Annotated in this window: 17 protein-coding genes; 8 read left to right on the top strand and 9 right to left on the bottom strand. The window is 63.5% G+C overall.

The window, feature by feature from the left end; translation table 11 throughout:
* The first annotated feature begins 81 nt into the window (after window positions 1-81).
* Complete coding sequence (locus LG661_RS21935) at window positions 82-237, top strand: hypothetical protein (RefSeq protein WP_230534143.1); 156 nt, start codon at window positions 82-84, stop codon at window positions 235-237.
* Window positions 238-341: 104 nt separating this feature from the next.
* On the opposite strand, the gene LG661_RS21930 is transcribed toward LG661_RS21935, so the two are convergent.
* The 3 genes from LG661_RS21930 to LG661_RS21920 all read right to left on the bottom strand — a co-directional run bounded on the left by LG661_RS21930 (window position 342) and on the right by LG661_RS21920 (window position 1,861).
* Window positions 342-1,142 carry an MOSC domain-containing protein gene (locus tag LG661_RS21930; RefSeq protein WP_230534142.1) on the bottom strand — a complete coding sequence of 267 codons (801 nt, stop codon included), beginning with the start codon at window positions 1,140-1,142 and terminating at the stop codon, window positions 342-344.
* A 113-nt stretch (window positions 1,143-1,255) separates the two neighbouring features.
* The gene (locus tag LG661_RS21925) at window positions 1,256-1,528 is read right to left on the bottom strand and encodes a hypothetical protein (RefSeq protein ID WP_230534141.1); all 273 of its coding nucleotides are present in this window, start codon (window positions 1,526-1,528) and stop codon (window positions 1,256-1,258) included.
* Window positions 1,529-1,534: 6 nt separating this feature from the next.
* Complete coding sequence (locus LG661_RS21920) at window positions 1,535-1,861, bottom strand: hypothetical protein (RefSeq protein WP_230534140.1); 327 nt, start codon at window positions 1,859-1,861, stop codon at window positions 1,535-1,537.
* Between the two features lie 193 nt (window positions 1,862-2,054).
* Between LG661_RS21920 and clpB the strand changes: the two genes are divergently transcribed.
* On the top strand, window positions 2,055-4,676 hold the full coding sequence (clpB, locus tag LG661_RS21915; protein WP_230534139.1) for an ATP-dependent chaperone ClpB: 2,622 nt from the start codon (window positions 2,055-2,057) through the stop codon (window positions 4,674-4,676).
* Between the two features lie 192 nt (window positions 4,677-4,868).
* A complete protein-coding gene (locus LG661_RS21910) occupies window positions 4,869-5,753 on the top strand; it encodes a CAP domain-containing protein (protein WP_230534138.1) in 885 nt (294 codons plus the stop codon).
* Between the two features lie 136 nt (window positions 5,754-5,889).
* Here the strand turns inward: LG661_RS21910 and LG661_RS21905 are convergent, their stop codons facing one another.
* Both LG661_RS21905 and hpf read right to left on the bottom strand, forming a co-directional pair.
* Entirely contained in the window at window positions 5,890-6,579 is a 690-nt protein-coding gene (locus tag LG661_RS21905; RefSeq protein ID WP_230534137.1) for a hypothetical protein, read from the bottom strand.
* Between the two features lie 420 nt (window positions 6,580-6,999).
* Window positions 7,000-7,425, bottom strand: a complete 426-nt coding sequence (gene hpf, locus LG661_RS21900) for a ribosome hibernation-promoting factor, HPF/YfiA family (RefSeq protein WP_230534136.1) — start codon at window positions 7,423-7,425, stop codon at window positions 7,000-7,002.
* A 179-nt stretch (window positions 7,426-7,604) separates the two neighbouring features.
* Here hpf and LG661_RS21895 point away from each other — a divergent pair, with 179 nt between their 5' ends.
* From LG661_RS21895 to LG661_RS21885, 3 genes are all read left to right on the top strand, one after another.
* Window positions 7,605-8,372, top strand: coding sequence for a DUF4142 domain-containing protein (locus LG661_RS21895; protein ID WP_230534135.1), 768 nt, complete (start codon window positions 7,605-7,607; stop codon window positions 8,370-8,372).
* A 115-nt stretch (window positions 8,373-8,487) separates the two neighbouring features.
* Window positions 8,488-9,105, top strand: coding sequence for a hypothetical protein (locus LG661_RS21890; RefSeq protein WP_230534134.1), 618 nt, complete (start codon window positions 8,488-8,490; stop codon window positions 9,103-9,105).
* A 202-nt stretch (window positions 9,106-9,307) separates the two neighbouring features.
* Window positions 9,308-10,396: a TRAP transporter substrate-binding protein gene (locus LG661_RS21885; protein WP_230534133.1), complete on the top strand. Its 1,089-nt coding sequence runs from the start codon at window positions 9,308-9,310 to the stop codon at window positions 10,394-10,396.
* 62 nt (window positions 10,397-10,458) lie between these two features.
* Here LG661_RS21885 and LG661_RS21880 read toward each other — a convergent pair whose 3' ends face one another.
* On the bottom strand, window positions 10,459-11,322 hold the full coding sequence (locus LG661_RS21880; RefSeq protein WP_230534132.1) for a DMT family transporter: 864 nt from the start codon (window positions 11,320-11,322) through the stop codon (window positions 10,459-10,461).
* A gap of 180 nt (window positions 11,323-11,502) precedes the next feature.
* On the opposite strand from LG661_RS21880, the gene LG661_RS21875 reads away from it, so the two are divergent.
* Window positions 11,503-12,390, top strand: a complete 888-nt coding sequence (locus LG661_RS21875) for a YihY/virulence factor BrkB family protein (protein ID WP_230534131.1) — start codon at window positions 11,503-11,505, stop codon at window positions 12,388-12,390.
* Between the two features lie 6 nt (window positions 12,391-12,396).
* Here LG661_RS21875 and LG661_RS21870 read toward each other — a convergent pair whose 3' ends face one another.
* Together LG661_RS21870 and LG661_RS21865 are read right to left on the bottom strand one after the other, a co-directional pair.
* Window positions 12,397-13,125: a hypothetical protein gene (locus tag LG661_RS21870; RefSeq protein WP_230534130.1), complete on the bottom strand. Its 729-nt coding sequence runs from the start codon at window positions 13,123-13,125 to the stop codon at window positions 12,397-12,399.
* A gap of 301 nt (window positions 13,126-13,426) precedes the next feature.
* The gene (locus tag LG661_RS21865; RefSeq protein ID WP_230534129.1) at window positions 13,427-15,370 is read right to left on the bottom strand and encodes a bifunctional 2',3'-cyclic-nucleotide 2'-phosphodiesterase/3'-nucleotidase; all 1,944 of its coding nucleotides are present in this window, start codon (window positions 15,368-15,370) and stop codon (window positions 13,427-13,429) included.
* Window positions 15,371-15,656: 286 nt separating this feature from the next.
* On the opposite strand from LG661_RS21865, the gene LG661_RS21860 reads away from it, so the two are divergent.
* Window positions 15,657-16,220: a DUF4336 domain-containing protein gene (locus tag LG661_RS21860; RefSeq protein ID WP_230534128.1), complete on the top strand. Its 564-nt coding sequence runs from the start codon at window positions 15,657-15,659 to the stop codon at window positions 16,218-16,220.
* Window positions 16,221-16,409: 189 nt separating this feature from the next.
* On the opposite strand, the gene LG661_RS21855 is transcribed toward LG661_RS21860, so the two are convergent.
* A partial coding sequence (locus LG661_RS21855; RefSeq protein ID WP_230534127.1) for an IS110 family RNA-guided transposase occupies window positions 16,410-16,961 on the bottom strand: 552 nt, incomplete at its 5' end.

Genomic DNA, 16,961 nt, shown 5'->3' with positions numbered 1-16,961 from the left:
CGCTAAATGTTGTGCCATCGGGCAATTCTCAAACGGGCTCTCAGACCGATCAAGTTGGCCGATCCGGGAGCGTCATTCGGCGTGAGCCAATTCCGGGACCCGCAGAATACCAACGTGTTCATCTATGGGATCGAAGTATTCGGCAGCGGCTGGTCGGGCCAAATCCACCTGGAGAACTTCAATCAGTTCCATCTCCCGCAAGGAAGAAGCATCTACGATTATCTCCTAGCTTGGTGAGCATCGGACTCAAGATTCACGAGCGGTTTGCATTCCGGTAAAATCGCAAGCAGCTCTGTAGGGCTTTGGTCTGTCGCCATTTCGGGCGGAAAACCGGTTCCCACTTAGCTCAAAACAAACGGCAGCTGCGCCTGGGCGTCCTGCTCCGCCTCAAGGCTGTCGCCGATGGCGATGCCGCCGCCGCTCATCACCTCCGCATAGATGCCGCAGTCGAAATGGCCATAGGCCTGCATGAGGGTTTTGGGGATCTGCAGGTCGCGGATGCCGGTGTCGGGGTCCACATTGGTGGCGGCGCAGCGCTCGATACGCTTGGTGACCTTCAGGCGCAGGCCTGATGGCGCGGTCAGCACCCGGCCGACGAGGTCGAACTCGGTCCAGGGCTCGAGGCCCTCGATATGGATGTTGCCGCGAAAGCGCAAGGGATCGACGGGCGCGCCGACGACGCTCTCCAGCGCCTGCACGCTCGCCAGATTGATGAGCGAAACGAAGCCGCGCCGGGAATCGGTGAAGCGGAAACCTTCGGGCGCGGCGAGCACTTTGGGCGGGCCGCGCAGCTCCTTCGGCATGTAGCGGCGGAAGAAGGCCTCGATGGCAAGCCGCCCCTCGCGGGTCGAGAGATCGCCCCGCGCCACCTCGCGCCCGCCCTCCTCGATAAAGAGGGTCGTGATCCTGTCGAGATAGCGGGTCTTGAGCCGCGCCAGCACCTCGTTGCGCATCAGCATCAGGAACTTGATCTTGGGCTGGTGCTGCGGGTTTTCGGGATCGAAACCGGCCGGGCCGTTCTCGATGGCGAAAAGCCGGTCGCCGGGAAAATAGTCGCCCTTCGCGAGGGTGACTTCGTTGAGCGCCTCGGGCGAGAGGCCTTTGACAGGATAGCGCTGGAGGGAGACGATGCGGATGCTCATGCACCATCGATAGAAGCCGCAGGGGCTTGGGGCAAGTCGGCTCCCTGTGAGTACAAACGAAAAGGCCCCGCCGGACCGACGGGGCTCTTCCGTTGTTGCAAGAGCAACTCGGATCAGGACGTATCGCCCGACCGGGCCACCTTCGTCCGCTTGAGCTCGGGGGTGTAGTACCCCTCGCGCGCCGGGATGTGATCCTCATGCGATTCGTGAGGCTGCATGCCCTCATGCGCGGTCTGGTGCGGCGGGATCTTGGCGCCGGTATCGTTCTCCTGCTTCATGCGCAGGGCCTTCTCGGCATTCGCCTTCAGCTCCTCCCGGGCGCGCTCGGCCTTCTCGGCGCGGCGCTTGCTGGGGCTGAGGCGGGCAAAGAGATCGGATAAAGCCATTGCGTTTTACTCCTTTGCGTGCGGCAGCACGCCGTCGCTCTCGTCGCTGCGATGGGTCGGGGGCTTCTTGACGGTCTCGCGACTCGGGGGAATGTCCCGAGACGTCGCCATGGTGCCGGTGGAATCGCCGATATCGGCGCTCGCCCGGGCCTGCTCGGACGACCACTGCTCATTGGCGCGCGCCCGCCCGTCCTCCGTCGTGTCGGCGAAAGTCTCGGGCGTGAGTGACGGCTGCTGCTCGGCCGGACTTTCCGGCACCGCCAGGCCGAGCTCGGAATTACGCGCCAGGTCTGCGCGGGCCTTCTCGGCATCGGAACGCGGGTCGCGTGCCATCTCTACCTCCTTGGAAAAACCTCGGAAAACCGTTCCAGGGTCAATGCCAGGGCGGCGGACGGGTTCCCCTCTTGTTGTTCTGGATCAAGGCACCCACCTAAGCTTTCAGCGGATGCTTCCTGTGTGAGGGTCCGACATCGCAGGGTCTGCCTGTGCCTCCAGGAGGGCGGACGGACCTGAGGAGGGATGACAGATGAATTTCGAGAAATACACCGAGCGCGCCCGGGGTTTCGTCCAGGCTGCGCAAAATCTGGCCATGCGGGAAGGTCACCCGCAGCTTGCTCCCGGCCATGTGCTGAAGGTTCTGCTCGACGATCCGGAAGGCCTGTGCGCCGGTCTCATCGACCGGGCGGGCGGCCGCTCGCGGGACGCCCATGCGGCGGTCGAGCAGTGGCTCGCCAAGCAGCCGAAGGTCTCGGGCGCAGCCACGCAGCCGCAGGCGACCCGCGAGCTGATGCGCCTCTTCGACACGGCGGAAAAGGCGGCGGAAAAGGCGGGCGATTCCTTCGTCACCGTCGAGCGCATGCTGCTGGCGCTTGCGGTCGAGAAGGACACGGATGCCGGGAAGATCTTGGCCCAGGCGGGCGTCACCGCGCAGGGACTGAATACCGCCATCAATGCCCTGCGCAAGGGCCGAACAGCCGATAACGCGACGGCGGAGAACGCCTACGATGCGTTGAAGAAATACGCCCGCGACCTCACGGAAGCGGCCCGCGACGGCAAGCTCGATCCGGTCATCGGACGTGACGAGGAGATCCGCCGCACGATCCAGGTTCTCTCGCGGCGCACCAAGAACAATCCGGTCCTCATCGGTGAGCCCGGCGTCGGCAAGACCGCCATTGTGGAGGGTCTTGCGCTGCGCATCATCAACGGCGACGTTCCCGAGTCCTTGAAGGACAAGCAGCTTCTCGCCCTCGACATGGGCGCGCTGATCGCAGGCGCGAAATATCGCGGCGAGTTCGAGGAGCGCCTGAAGGCCGTGCTCGGCGAAGTGACGGCAGCGGAAGGCGGCATCATCCTCTTCATCGACGAGATGCATACGCTGGTCGGCGCCGGCAAGGCCGATGGCGCGATGGATGCCTCGAACCTCTTGAAGCCTGCGCTCGCCCGCGGGGAGCTGCACTGCGTCGGCGCGACCACCCTCGACGAGTACCGCAAGCACGTGGAGAAGGATGCGGCGCTCGCCCGCCGGTTCCAGCCGGTCTTCGTGAGCGAGCCTACGGTAGAGGACACCGTCTCGATTCTGCGCGGACTGAAGGAGAAGTACGAGCAGCATCACGGCGTGCGCATCACGGATAGCGCACTGGTGGCGGCGGCCACGCTCTCCAACCGCTACATCACCGACCGCTTCCTGCCGGACAAGGCCATCGACCTCGTGGACGAGGCCTCCTCGCGCCTGCGCATGCAGGTCGACTCGAAGCCCGAGGAGCTCGACAACCTCGACCGCGAGATCGTCCGACTGAAGATCGAGCAGGAGGCCCTGAAGAAGGAGACGGACGCCGCCTCCAAGGATCGCCTCGCGCGGCTCGAAAAGGAGCTGGCGGATCTGGAGGAGCAGTCGGCAGCCATCACCGCTCGCTGGAAGGCGGAGAAGGACAAGCTCGGCACGGCAGCGGAGCTGAAGAAGAAGCTCGACGAGGCCCGCAACCAGCTCGCCGCCGCTCAGCGTGCGGGCGACTGGGCGAAGGCCGGTGAACTCTCCTACGGCGTCATTCCGGGACTGGAGAAGCAGCTCGCCGAGACCGAGGCCGCCAGCGACGGCGCGGGCCTGATGGAAGAGGCGGTCACGCCCGATCATGTGGCGCAGGTCGTCTCCCGCTGGACGGGCGTGCCCGTTGACAAGATGCTGGAGGGCGAGCGCGAGAGGCTGCTGCACATGGAGCAGGATCTCGCCAAGCGCGTCATCGGCCAGAGTGAGGCCGTGGAAGCCGTCTCGACCGCCGTGCGCCGTGCCCGCGCCGGCCTGCAGGACCCGAACCGGCCCATCGGCTCGTTCATGTTCCTCGGCCCCACGGGCGTCGGCAAGACGGAACTGACAAAGGCGCTCGCCGCCTTCCTGTTCGATGACGAGACCGCGCTCGTGCGCCTCGACATGTCGGAGTACATGGAGAAGCACTCGGTCGCCCGCCTCATCGGTGCGCCTCCCGGTTATGTGGGCTATGAGGAGGGCGGCGCTCTGACCGAAGCTGTCCGCCGCAGGCCCTATCAGGTCGTGCTGTTCGACGAGATCGAGAAGGCGCATCCGGATGTGTTCAACGTCCTCCTGCAGGTCCTGGATGACGGGCGTCTCACGGACGGTCAGGGCCGCACCGTGGATTTCCGCAACACCCTCATCATCATGACCTCGAACCTGGGCGCCGAGTATCTGGTGAACCAGCCCGAGGGCCAGGATACGGATGCGGTGCGCGACGATGTGATGGGCGTGGTGCGCTCGCACTTCCGCCCCGAGTTCCTCAACCGCGTGGACGAGATCATCCTGTTCCACCGCCTGAAGCGGAGCGAGATGGGCGCCATCGTCGACATCCAGATGCGCCGTCTGCAGAAGCTGCTGGAGGATCGCAAGATCGTTCTCGAGCTCGGCGACGAAGCGAGGACCTGGCTCGCGGAGAAGGGCTACGATCCGGCCTATGGCGCGCGCCCCCTGAAGCGTGTGATCCAGAAGAACGTGCAGGACCCGCTGGCCGAGCTCATTCTCTCCGGCGAGATCAAGGATGGCGAGACCGTGCCCGTGCATGCAGGTCCCATGGGCCTGATGATTGGCGATGTCTCGGTCGGCAAGACCGAGCGCCCGCCGGAAGGCGTGCGGTTGAACTAAGCCGCATCGCCGCTGGTGACGCGAACATGGCCGGGCTCGTCCCGGCCATTTTGTTTCGGCCTTCGCCCTTCAGGAACATAGCCGAACCGCTGCCGTTGGCCTCCTGTCAAACGGAGGGTTCGATCCAAGATGCCACGCGTCGCCAAGCAACTTGCGGCTTGTCTCATCCTCATTGCGCTTATGCTTCCAAGCATGGTCCGTAGTCAGGAAACCGGGGATCTCGACGCGTTGCGGCAGAAAGCGTTGGAACTCGTCAACGAGGAGCGTCGCGAGCGCGGGCTCGAGCCGCTCACTCTTGGCTCCGCCCTGAACGAGGCTGCGCAGGAGCATGCGGAGGATATGCTCGATCGGAATTACTACGCCCATGTCTCTCCCGAAGGCGATACGGTCAGGGATCGATTCATCGAGGCAGGTGGAAGCCGCTGGCAACTGGCGGCGGAAAACATCGCCCGCTGCGAAGGCTGTGGAGGTCCTCCACAGATCAGCCGCGTCGAAGAACTCCACCAGGGGTGGATGAACAGTCCCGAGCATCGCGAAAACATCCTGCGGGAAGGTCTCGACCGGTTCGGCTTCGGCATTGTCGTGGGCGAGAACCAGACGCTCTATGCGGTCCAGACCTTCGCGGGAGCCGGCACGTCGCGGGATCGCCAACCGCAAGAGAGCGTAAATGCCATCGACCGGCAGCGGCAGAATGAACTGGCTGCACAGCGCCTCAACCGGGCACGGCAGAACGAGAGCGCATCGAGGATTGAACCTGACCCAGCCCTCATCGAAACGGCAGCCAATCTTCTCCCCAGGCAGGATCTCGATTCCTCTAGGCTCGGCGATCTGACCCAGGCTCTGCCGGAGGACGCGCGCAACGACTGGCGCAATCTTGCCGTTCTCATGGCCTCGTGCAGCGGATGCGGCACCGAACCGAACGCGGCGGATGTACGGTCCTTTCTCCAGCAGTGGCTGGATGATCCGCAGTACCGCGACCGGCTCCTCAACCGCGACTTTACGGATATCGGCTTTCTCATCCGTGCGAACGGCGAGGGCCTCAAGACCGCCGTGCTCGTGCTGGGCCAGCACCGCTGATCTCAACAGCCCCTGACGGCGAAGGGCAGACCGAACGGTCTGCCCTTCTGTTTCGGGAGGCCCTGCCTCGGAGTGAGTGCCCGACGATCACTCCAAAGCCCTGGAAGCCTGCAGGGGCTCCCAGGGCCTCGCGGTCTTAGTCGTTCTGGTTGTTCTCGTTGAACCAGCGCTGGTTATTGCTCATGCCAGTCTGGTTATTGTCCCACATGCCGGACTGGTTGTTACCCCAGCCACTCTGACCCGACTGGCCGTACTGCCGCTGGCCCGAGATCCCAGATGTCGTTTGCGGGTTGTTCCGGCCCCACTGCTGGCCGTACTGCTGCCCGGACTGGCCGTATTGCTGGGTCGTGCCGTAGCCCTGGTCGTCCCAGCGGCCTTGGCTCTGCCCGAACTGGCGGTTGCCCTGGCCATACTGCTGACCGGTCCCATAGCCATAGCCCTGGTTCTGGCCGAACTGACGGTTCCCGTAGCGCCGGTCGGAGTCCCAGCCCTGGGTTCCGTAACCCTGGCCGAACTGCCGATTGTCCTGGTTACCCCAGGAACCCTGGTTGCCCTGTCCATACTGCCGATCGGCTCCGTAGCCCTGGACAGCGCCGTAGCCCTGATTACGCCAGGTGCCCTGGTTCTGGCCGTACTGCTGGTTGCGCCAATTCTGCCGGTCTGTGCCGTAGCCCTGACCGTACTGCTGATTGGTGTTATAGCCCTGGTCGCCCCAGTTGCCCTGACCGGACTGTCCGTACTGCTGATAAGTGCTTTGAGCGTAGGCCATGCTGGTGCTGCCCATCATGAGAGCAGCCGTAAGCGTCGCAATCGACGTGTATCGCATGGGGTATCCTCCTGTTGATGTCACCATCGGGGACGCGTATCGCGCCCATTACGGCCATCCCGTAGGGGCCGATAAACCATCAGCATTTGTTCGCTGATGGAGCTCATGTCGGAGCTCAGGCAGATCTGCTCTCTAGAGCGCCGACGCTGGGCAACCCGTGGATGGAGGGATAGTTCAAGCGTGAGATTAAGGTTTAATCAGATAAAATTTTATCAGACGTGCCGCTACGCTTTCGACATCTGCACCTGCGCGATGAACTCGAAACTGAACACTAACACTATGCACAGGGGAGAATGCGGCCAATGGATGGGCGACACGCAGAAGTGTAGCCGCCTGCTGAGCTACCTAGCTGCAGGACAGCACAACCAAATCCTGGAAGACCGCTCCGGACAGGATCGCGAGACGCAACGCTGAAGCCGCCTATTCCGCGGCGGCGCGGTAGTCGTCCTCATCGTTCATGGGCTGCCTTGCGCGCTCTTCCCGGCGCGGCGCGGCACCCTCGCGCAGGAGCATGTCCTTGTCAGTGCGCTCGGCCTTGTCCTCGCGGAGCTCGCGCTTGGAGCGGCGCAGCTGCTTTGCTACCTTCTGCAGTGCGGCCCGGAAGGCGGCATAAAGATCCTTGTTCTTGGCCTCGCCGCTCACGGGCTTGAGTGCGCCCATATGCATGTTGGTCGTGCAGCGATAGGTAGCCCCGTCCCGCGTCACATGCACGGAAGCCGAGCTCAGCCGGCCGAAATACTTGCCTGCCACACGGCGGATATTCGTCCGGACGTAATCGGGAAACGCGCCTCCAAGATCGACTGTCGAGCTTTGCACCAGGATTTTGTCTTCGGTGTTTTGGTCCATTCGCTCCCTCCCGCCGTCTGTGACCCAGGGTATGACCGGTGCCCCAGGGTATCACAGGTCGTTCTCTGGCTAACGGAAATCCTTGCAGGAAGGTTTCGGCGTCCGCGGCCGAGAGCGGCCGCTGAACCAAACCTTTGCCGCAAGCGTTCGCCTGACGCTTCCCTTTGCAGGAGATGTTCATGTCACGCCGCCATCTCGTCATCGCAGGCTTTGCCGCAGCCCTTGTCCTTCCCGCCGCCGCGCAGCAGGTGCAGGAAAATCGGGCAATCCCCTACCCCGTCGATCCGGCCCCCGCAGCGCGGCAGCTGAACCCGGGTCTCGATCAGGGCATTCAGCAGCGCCAGCAGCGTCTGCAACAGGGCGGAGCCCCGCAGGACACGCGGTCCGCAGCCCCGCCGAGCGCTGGGAGAATGCCTGCGCAAGGCAACCAGATGGGCCAGACCGGGCAGACCGGCGTCGTGAACACACAGCTCGACGAGACGCAGAGCGCCGCCCAGTATATCCGGCAGAGCCTCGCCGTCGGCACCGTGTCGCTGCAGAATTCCTATTTCGCCCGCAGCAAGGCGCAGCATCCGCGCGTGAGGCAGTTTGCCGAGTTCGAGATTGCGGAGCAGACGGCGCTCGAGACCGTGCTGCAATCCTTCAACGAGCCTGCAGCCACCGCCTCGACGCGAGCTGCGCAAGCCGCCTCCACGGCCCCGGTGATCCCGCCGCAGAAGGACGCGCCGATGGTGCAGCTGTCCCATGCCCAGCCGGGTCCTGCCTTCGACCGGGCCTATGTCGAGGCCGAGATCAGAAACCACCGTGATCTGCTCGCCGTTCAGGAGCGCTACCTCCAGAGCAACCCCGCCAATCATACGGCGCGCAGCGTTGCCATGCTCGTCATCCCGCACGTGCGGGAGCATCTCGTGCTGCTGCAGGACATCCAGGGAGAACTCGGCCGCTGATCCCTCATCCGGCTCTGCACTTTAGGTCGCGGGGCCGGAACCCCCTCTCGCGACAGGACGTTGCCCTGAAAGACAATGCGGGCCCCATGCCCGCCAAGCCAAGAGAGGAAGACCCATGGCGCAAGACAAGCGTGGACGCCCTCCGGAACCCGATGTGGATGAGGTGATGGACGAGGTGGTTCGTAACGAGACGGGCGGGGATTTCGTTGCAGGCCCCACCCAGCGTAACAGCGTCGGAAATACCAAGCGCGCCGCGGCGAAGGCGAGCGGCATCATGGGCGCGTCGAAGAAGCTCGACCCCGATCTCGACATCGACCATGTCGACGATGGCCGTCCGACCAGCGGCTCGCGCGCCGGCCTCCACTCCTTCAAGGAGGTACCGCCGGAGGAAGGCGCGAACGATGCGCATTTCGAACTCTCTAATCAGGAGATTTCCGAGAGCGTTCCGACCACGGCAAAGAAGAGCCCCGCACCCCGTTCCGCACAGACGGAAGGTCCCATGGGCCCATCCGGCATGAGCGGCGGCTCTGCCTCCCGCGCTCGGGTGCCTGCCCCCGGCAATGCGGTCGACGTGCCCAAGGGCACTCTGGTGCGCGGCCACCCCACGGCCACGCAGTCCGGCGGCCGGTCGCAGTCCTCCACCGGCGACAACAAGCCGCCAAAGCGCGCCGGCCGCGCGGCGACGGGACAGGTCGAACGTCCTCTCTCGAAGGGCGGCTCGGAAGAGCGCTGACCGGCTGACCATTGCGATCCCAAATCCCGGATGCCCCAGGGCATCCGGGATTTTTGCGCTGTAATGCACAAGCCGGTCTCCCCACCCGCATCCCATGCATGGCTCACCCGACCGAAGGTGGAGTGACAGCACGAGGCCTCCCGCTTTATGGATCGTTCAGCCAAGAAGGCTTCAACGAAACAAAGCGGTCGAGGAAATACCCATGGATAGAAGAAAAGTTCTCAAGGGCGCAGGGCTTGCAGCAGCGGCGGGCGTCGTTGCGTCGCCTGCCATCGCGCAGGCGCAGCCGGAAATCCGCTGGCGCATGGCCTCGGCCTATCCCAAGAGCCTGGACACTCTCTTTGGCGCGGGCGAGATGATCTCGAAGCGGGTGGCGGCGGCTACCGACAACAAGTTCCAGATCCAGGTCTTCGCCGCGGGCGAGATCGTCGGCGCGCTCCAGACCCTCGACGCCGTCCAGAACGGCACGGTGGAATCCTCCTATACCCTGTCGAGCTTCTTCATCGGCAAGGATCCGACCTTCATGTTCGATACCTCCGTGCCGTGGGGCATGAACGTGCGCCAGCACAATGCCTGGATGCACTACGGGGGCGGCCTCGATCTGATGCGCGAGTTCATGAAGGACTACAACGTGTTCCCGATTCCGGCGGGACAGACCGGCGCGCAGATGGGCGGCTGGTTCCGCAAGGAGATCAACTCAGCCGCGGACCTGCAGGGTCTCAAGATGCGCATCGCCGGCATGGGCGGGCAGATCATGGCGAAGCTCGGCGTGGTGCCCCAGGTTCTTGCTGCGGGCGACATCTATCCGGCGCTGGAGCGCGGCACCCTTGACGCGGTGGAGTTCTCGGGTCCCCACGACGACGAGAAGCTCGGCTTCGTGAAGGTTGCCAAATACTACTACTACCCCGGCTTCTGGGAGGGCGGTGCGCAGCCCTCGCTCTATGTCAACATGGACAAGTGGAACGAGCTCCCCGCGCACTACAAGGCCGTTCTCGAAGCCGCCTGCGCAGAGGCGAACGCCATGTGCGTCGCGAAGTACGACGCCCAGAACGCCGAGGCCATCCGCCGCCTCGTCGGCCAGGGCGTGCAGCTCCGCGCCTTTCCGAAGGACATCATGGAGCAAAGCTACAAAGAGGCCTACAAGCTCTACAGCGAGATCGCTGCCTCCAATCCGAAGTTCAAGAAGGTCTTCGATTCCTGGAGCGCCTTCCGCGACAAGGAGCTGACCTGGTTCCGCATTGCGGAGCTGCCCTTCGACTACTTCGTCAACTCCCAATCAACGCAGCGTTGATGCGATGATCGAAGGCGGCTCGGGGAGAGCCGCCTTTTTTCTTGAGGACGTACCCTTCGCCCTCAGCTCCGGCTCGCCACGGCAACGCCCACAGCCGCACAGGCCATGCCTGCGATCTGGATCGGGCTCAGGGTCTCCCCGAAGAGGACAAAGGCCATGATGGCCGCGACGGGCGGCACAAGGTAGAGCAGCGTCGCCACGCCCACGACGGCTCCCTGCCGGATAAGGTAGAGCAGCAACCCGATTGCGCCGATGGACAGGCCGAATACAGCCCAGGCGAGCGCGACGATGAGCGGAGGCGTGAATTCCATCCGCCCCTCTTCCATCAGCAGAACCAGCGGCAGGGTAACGGCTGCGGCCCCGATATACTGGATGACGGCATTGACCCGCAGGTCCGCTGTCCCCGCCGTGCGCTTCTGCCAGATCGTGCCGAAGGTGATCGAAAGCATGCCGAGAAAGCATACGCCCAGCGCCACGACCGGCACGTCCCCTCCGAGCTTTGGCGCGACCACGAGAATCGCTCCCAGAAAGCCGATGCCGATCCCCAACCAGCGTCCCGGCGTCACCTTCTCGCCGAGGAGAGGCCCCGCCAGGATACCCGTCACGAGCGGCTGAAGGCCTGCCACGAGGGCTGAAATGCCGGCCGGCAACCCATGCCGGACCGCCCAAAAGACGCTGCCGAGATAAAAACCGTGCAGCAGGACGCCGGCCGCGAGCCCGTTGAACCAGCCCCGCCTGGTACGGGGCCAGGGCGCACGCACGGCAGCCACGATGACGACGAGCACCAGAATGGCGAGGACGTAGCGGACGAGAAGAAAGGTGAGCGGCTCGGCGTAAGGCGCAACCGTCCGCGCCACGATGAAGCCCGTCGCCCAGATGAGCACGAAGAGAGGCGGCGCAAGGCTGGCGAGGAGGTTTCGGTTCATGGACAAGGGCTTGGAAGGCTGACAGCGCGGCCCCTCCTCAAGAGGACTTTTTATGGGAACGATCAAGCGGAAAAGCAGATTGGGGCTCAAACAGGTGGGATTCCGCTGTTAGGATGACCGGCATTCCTGCTTGCCCGTAACCCTCGCCACCCCATCTCCAGCAGCCTGGAGAGATCCCTGTTGAACCGCCTTCGCCTCTATCTCGAGCTCTTCGCCATCGCCATGAACCGCTTCGTGCTGCACGACGCCTGGGCGATTGCGAGCCATATCGCCCTCTCCGTCCTGACCTCGATGTTTCCGTTCCTGATCCTGATCACGGGGATGGCGGGGCTTTTTGGAACGGGCTCGCTTGCCGACGAGGCGGCCGACATCATTCTCGAGGCTTGGCCGCGCGAAATCGCCGAGCCCATCGCCAACGAGGTCCACAGCATCCTGACCCACAGGCGCAGCGATGTCCTGACCATCGGCCTCGTGCTCGCCCTCTACTTCGCATCGAGCGGCGTGGAGAGCCTTCGGGTCGGCCTCAACCGGGCCTATGGGGTCCGCGAGACACGCTCCTGGTGGGTCACACGCCTCGAGTCCATCGCCTTCGTGATCGGCGGCGCCCTCGTGATGCTGGCTATGGCCTTTCTCGTCATTCTCGGCCCCTTCGTCTGGCGCGGCATCCTCTATTGGATCCCGGCTCTCCAGCCCTTCGATCCGCTGATCGGTTTCCTGCGCATCGGCGCGGCGACCCTCGTCATCGTGTCGGGCCTGACGCTCGCCCACAAGCTCGTTCCGGCGGGGCGACGGACGTTTCGGTCCGTTCTGCCGGGCGTAGGCGTGACGCTCGCGCTCTGGCTTTTCGGCGGCTTCTGCTTCGGCTGGTATCTCGAATTCTATCCGGGCGCCTACGCCTCGACCTATGGCGGCCTTGCGACCGCCATGGTGGCGCTGATCTTCCTCTATACGCTCGGAGCCATCTTCCTGTTCGGCGGTGAATTGAACGGCACGATCATCGCCGCCAAGCGCCGCCGCCTGAGCAAAGAAGAACGCTCCGAGCTGACCGACTACATGAGCGTGCCTTAGGTGCTGTCAGAGATTGGGTGCGATTCTGAGCTCCACTCGCGCCGACGCAACGGGCCGCGTGTGAGGAGCCACCTGATAGCCGATCTTGAGGTTGAGAACGGATTTGAACCTGTCGGCCGGCGCACTGAGCACCGTCTCGCCGATGATCTCCGAAGCGAGGCCGCTGCCGATACGGCCGCTCGCCATGTCGAGATTCATGCTGGGCGACAGGCGCAGCTCCGTGCGCCAGGCATTGAGCGCGACGTCGAGGGGAATGCCCAGAGTTCCGCTCACGTGCTGGGAATAGCCCGTCTCGATCCGGCTCAACGACCCGCCGGTCGAAAAGCCGACATGGACGCCACCCATGCTCTCCCAATCGCGGGACCAGAAAGCCTCCCAGCTTGCTCTCGACGAGAGAGTGGGAATGTCGCCGCCGTTGCGGGAAAGCTCGGTGCCAATGGCGAAGTTGAGATCGCGGAAAGGCTGCAGCTTGGCCCCGATCGTCCTATCGAACGCGGCGGCTTCGAAAGGGCTAACATCCGACGGGGCGATACCGCTGGCCCAGATTTCGGTTCGGGAAAGCCGGTAGGCGGAGCGGACGGGCTTCTTGCGTCGAGTGGCGGCAAGATGGTCGTCCAACCAGGACTGTGAAATGTCCAGAGTCCAGATCTCGAACGGGTCCTCCGCCCGAGCGATTCCCGGGACGAGAGCAGTGGCGAGCAGGAATGCTCCAACTCCACGGACAATCAATGACATCGTGCAAACCAGACAATAATCTTAAGGGCAAAAAATATTTGCGCCCCGCATTCCAATGCAGTCCGGTTAACAGCCTGTTAAATTGAAGATCAATGTCGGCCCATGCCCATTTTATAGCCATGATGCGCGTTCATTAGCTGCCTCAATTGCCAAAAATCGAGCTGTACGAGGCAGATAGTCTGATCAGGAGCCAGGAACGATCTTTCGATCGCCTGCGCTTCTGTGGCTTTGCGGCAACGGTGAGTCCAAACGAAAACGGCCGGGCATTGCCCGGCCGTTCCATTTTTCGCGGAAGGAGCACTCAGCTCACGATGCGGTACTTCACGAAGCCGTCCGGCGCATCGCCCATCTTCTCGACCTTGATGCCGGCCGGCTGGTAGCCGGCGGCATTCGGGCCGGTGGTGAAGGTCGCCGTGACACCGGCAGGCACGGCGAGCGACCAGGAGCCATCGGCCTTCGGTGCGACTTCCTTCTTCTCGATGATGTAGCGCATGATGGCGTCGCGGGTGAGATCCGGCGCCTCGAACACGATGGTGGTGCCATCATTGCCGGGGAAGTTGCCGCCGCCGCCTGCACGATAGTTGTTGGTGACCACGAGAAACTGCTGATCGTCCGCAACAGGCTTGCCGTTATAGGTCAGGTCCTTGATGCGGCGGGCATCCGCGTTCACGAGCTTGCCATCGTTGTCGTAGCGCGAGGCCTGTGTGGGATCGATCTTATACTGCACGCCCGCGATGACGTCGAAGTTGTAGGCCGGGAACTTGGAATTGATGAGTTCCTGCTCGCCGCCCTTCGCCACGTCGATCTGGTTGTAGATGCCGGCGGAGCGCTCGAGCCACTCGCGTACCTGCGCCCCCGTCACCTTCACCACACGGATCGTGTTTGGATAGATGTAGATATCCGCCATGTCCTTGATGGCGAGCGGACCGGGCTTGATCTCGGTGAAGTAGTTCGGGCCGCCGCGGCCGCCGGCCTTGAAGGGGGCCGCTGCCGACAGGATCGGCAGGTCCTTGAAGGTGGAGGCTTTCAGCTGATCCGCCACGTACCAGGCCTGCGCCTCGGCCACGAGCTTCACGGAAGCATCGTCGGCGACCAGCGAGTAATAGGAGTGGATCGGAACGCCTGTAGCGCCGACGGGCTCGCGCACATATTTCAGCGTCGCGTCATGACCCGCCTGCGCAGCGGCCATGACGACCGCATCCGATTCCACCTTCGCCACCGGCTTGCGGTCGACACGCTCGTAGATCGGGCGCGCCTCGGTGCGGAAATTCGCAACCTTCCAGCTGTTACCCTCTTTGGTGAGCTCGAGGTCGATCAGGCCCAGATGGCTGCCCCAGAAGCCGGCCATGACGGCGGGCTTGCCGTGGAGCGTGCCGGCCTTCGCGTCGACGCCGGGGATGTTGTTGAACTCCTTGCCGCCCGGGAACACGAAGTGCTGATGGCCGGTGAGGATCACGTCGATGCCGTCGACTTTGGCGAGGTGGAGAGCCGCGTTCTCCTCGCCACCCTTGCGCTCACCGCCCGCAATGCCGGAATGGCAGAGCGCTACGACGATGTCCGCGCCCGCCTTCTTCAGATCAGGCACATGCTTGTTCGCCGCATCGACGATGTCGATGGTGGTGGCCTTGCCGTCGAGATGCGACTTGTCCCACTGCACGATCTGCGGCGGCACGAAACCGATCACGCCGACCTTGATCTTCTGCTTGGCGCCCGCCTCGTCGACGAACTCACCGTCGAGTACGAGCCAGGGCTTCTGGAGTGTCTGGCCATCCGCCTTGACCACGTTCGCGCAGACCAGCGGGAATTTCGCCGCGCCCATGGCGTTCTGCAGGAATTCGAGACCGTAGTTGAACTCGTGGTTCCCGAGCGTGCCGCAATCGTAGTTCAGCTCGTTCATGGCGGCGACCATGGGGTGGACATCGCCCTTCTTCATCCCGCGGCGATAAGCGATGAAGTCGCCGAGAGGCGAGCCCTGGATCAGGTCGCCGTTGTCGAAGAGCAGGCTGTTCTTGGCCTCGGCGCGAGCACCCTTCACGAGAGTCGCGGTGCGGGCCAGGCCCACTGTGTCGTCGGGGGCATCGCGGTAGTAATCGTAAGGGAAGACGTTCACGTGGAGGTCGGTGGTCTCCAGGATTCGGAGCTTCACGACCGGCCCGGCGGCCCAGCTGAGCTGGGGCATTCCGGCAAGAGCGGCGGCGGCAACACCGGTCTGCAGGACGCGGCGGCGGGTAATGGATTGTGCCATGGGTCTTCCCTTGTACGAAACGGAGTTCGCTGTAGGCGACAAGAGCACAAGTTTTGTGACAGAATCAATATGAGCCGGCTCACCATAGAGCCGCATCCCGGTCCGGAAGCCCGTGGCGCGCCCCACCTCAGTGCCGGGAACAGCCTTTCGGGTGCTCCGTCCCTGGAAATCGCGCTTCGATTTGGCAGCTATCCTGGAAGCGCGGCACAGCCACTTTCTTCGGCCAGATCGAGCCGATCCCTTAAAACTGTGCCGAGGGCACCTATCAGGGAAGGGAGAAAGACGTATGTGCCGTAATGCGTATATTCCTTACGAGCCCTTGAACATCCTGAAGCCGGATATCTGGATCGTCGACGGCCCGGAGATCCGGCTCAACTACATGGGTCTGAAGCTGCCCTTCCCGACGCGGATGACGGTCGTCCGTCTACCGGACGGAAGCCTGTGGCTCCATTCGCCGACGGAGCCGGACGGTGCCCTCATCGAGAGCATCCTCGAACGTGGCCCCGTATGTTTCCTCATCGCCCCCAACACCCTGCATTACTGGTGGATTCCGGAATGGAAGGCCCGGATGCCGGATGCTGCCATCTATGGAGCCCCAGGCCTTGAGCGGGTTGCAAAACGCCCTCTTCCGATTGAGCATGTTCTTGGCGACACGCCACCGGCTGCATGGTCGGACGTCTTCGATCAGGTCCTGGTCCAGGGAGAAGGGCTCACGGAGATCGATTTCTACCACCGCCCCTCCCGAACGCTCATCCTCACCGACCTGATCGAGAATTTCGAGATGGGGCGGGTCCGGCAGTGGTTCTACCTCTATGGACGGCTCTCCCGTTGCAAGCAGAATTGGCTCTGATCAGCTCGGGTCAGTTGCAGACATCTATCCGGCGTCACCCGTCATTGGGGCGCCCAAATGGGGAATCCGCTCGCGCACGCCTCTATAGCTGGTCGACCTCACAGGCCGCGGTAATACTCAGGCTCGTTGCGCGCCGGTCCGACCTGTGCCTTTCATTTGCTTCTCATGCTCGCAATGCTGGTGATGTCCTCAGGCGGCAACGCGGTACGGCTCGCCCGTTCGCAGCACAGCCCAGATGATCCGTGCTGTCTTGTTCGCGACCGCAACCGTAGCTCTGTTGAAGCCGCGTCGCTCCCGAAGCTGGTTGACCCACTGGTTCGCCGGATCCGTCTTGCCCGGCGCGGTTCGCACGACGGACCGGGCTCCATGGACGATCATCGCCCTGAGCGGCTGCGAGCCTCGCTTCGAGATCCCCATCAGCACGTGCCGATCTCCGCTTGAGTGCTGGCGTGGGACCAGTCCGAGCCAGGCCGCCAGATGGCGCCCATTCTTGAACTCCGATCCATCGCCAATGGCGGCTATCATCGCGGTCGCCGTTTTTGGCCCGACGCCTTTGATCCTAGCGATCCGCTGACAGGGTTCGGAGGCGCGGAACACGCGCTCGATCTTCTGGTCAAAGGATCGGATCCGCCGATCGAGATCCTGGAAGAGGTCATAGAGCTCGCTGATGGCCTCCCGTGCTAGCTCCGTCAACTCAGGCTGCTGGCCGGAGAGGATCTCGGGAATAGCCCGCCTTGCCCG

The sequence above is a fragment of the Microvirga roseola genome (assembly GCF_020866965.1).
Taxonomy (GTDB): domain Bacteria; phylum Pseudomonadota; class Alphaproteobacteria; order Rhizobiales; family Beijerinckiaceae; genus Microvirga; species Microvirga roseola.
The sequence above is the reverse complement of the archived record's forward strand: the minus strand, read 5'-3'. Positions and strand labels throughout refer to the sequence as shown.